3 protein-coding genes are annotated in these 1,031 nt (G+C 50.9%); 1 reads left to right on the top strand and 2 read right to left on the bottom strand.

What is annotated here, in order from left to right:
- Window positions 1-209 precede the first annotated feature (209 nt).
- Both B2J69_RS23425 and B2J69_RS23420 read right to left on the bottom strand, forming a co-directional pair.
- Window positions 210-611, bottom strand: a complete 402-nt coding sequence (locus tag B2J69_RS23425; protein WP_081142845.1) for a helix-turn-helix domain-containing protein — start codon at window positions 609-611, stop codon at window positions 210-212.
- A 10-nt stretch (window positions 612-621) separates the two neighbouring features.
- Window positions 622-801 (bottom strand): Rop family plasmid primer RNA-binding protein, encoded by a 180-nt coding sequence (locus B2J69_RS23420; RefSeq protein WP_039031168.1) that lies wholly within the window; start codon window positions 799-801, stop codon window positions 622-624.
- Between the two features lie 26 nt (window positions 802-827).
- On the opposite strand from B2J69_RS23420, the gene B2J69_RS24440 reads away from it, so the two are divergent.
- Window positions 828-1,031 (top strand): hypothetical protein (locus B2J69_RS24440; RefSeq protein ID WP_236722782.1); only part of this gene is annotated, 204 nt, incomplete at its 3' end.

Below are 1,031 nucleotides of genomic sequence, written 5' to 3'. Positions count from 1 at the left end.
ATGGCGACACTAGGAGACTGGTGTGTGGAGGGAGTCTGACGCAAGTCAGCCCGGCGTAAGCCGCGAACAGGTCAGCGACCTGGGGAAACCTCTCAAGAACTCAACAATTCGTCACCCCGATGCACAGATACCAGCTGAGTCGCAGGAAGCGCAGAAGCAACCGCGCCGTCGGGGCCAGAATTACCGGAAAAGCAGGTGCTGTCAGCCGGCTATTTCCAGAACTGCCACCATTTCACCGGGGACGGCTGAGGCTGCTGCATATCTTTTTTATGCTCAAGCAGCTGCAGTGATTGTCTGAGGCTATCGATATGAGACTCCTGGGCAGAAACAAGCGTCCTGAGATGTTCAACCTCCTGTTTCAGACTATTAATCATCTGTTCATTAGCCGTATCAGGCACTGTAACACGCTGTTCAGAAGCCTGTTCGCTGTACTGTTCAGCGACCGGGGCAGAAATATCACCGAAAACACGAATAAGCTCTGAAATATCTAGCATTTTTGAATTGCGCACACCTGCACATGTAGACAGTTCACCTGTCTTTATTAACCTGTGCAGCGTTGTTCTGCTTTTACCTGTAAGCCTGGCGGCCTCACTGATAGATACTTTTGCCATCCGGTTACCGTTATTCTTGATTTAACCTGTCCTGAAGCACAGCATGAAGACGTTCAGCATCCTCATGAAGCTTTTCGCACATATCCGCTTCACTGTCTAAATCCAGCTCGTTGAGCCTTTCCAACAGGAGCAGACTCTGGTCCTGAATGAATTTTGCCATGTTCAGCGCAGTTTTTTGCTGTTTCGTCATCAGACGCTCCGGTGCGTATGTGCCATATGCTGAAAACAGGTGAAATGACGCTTCCTCGGTTTGTCTGGCTACGCCAGAAAGAACGCTGTGGCGAGCGTTACCGGCTAACGACGAAAAGGCTTAGGCTTGCTCCAAGTGAATTCAGCAGCCTGACATTCGTCAGCCCGTGCTTGTTTAGCTGCTTCAGCGTCACGCTGACCAAGAAGCTGCTCACGGGCAACTCGCAACAC

The sequence above is a fragment of the Pantoea latae genome, from assembly GCF_002077695.1.
Classification (GTDB): Bacteria; Pseudomonadota; Gammaproteobacteria; order Enterobacterales; family Enterobacteriaceae; genus Pantoea; species Pantoea latae.
The sequence above is the reverse complement of the archived record's forward strand: the minus strand, read 5'-3'. Positions and strand labels throughout refer to the sequence as shown.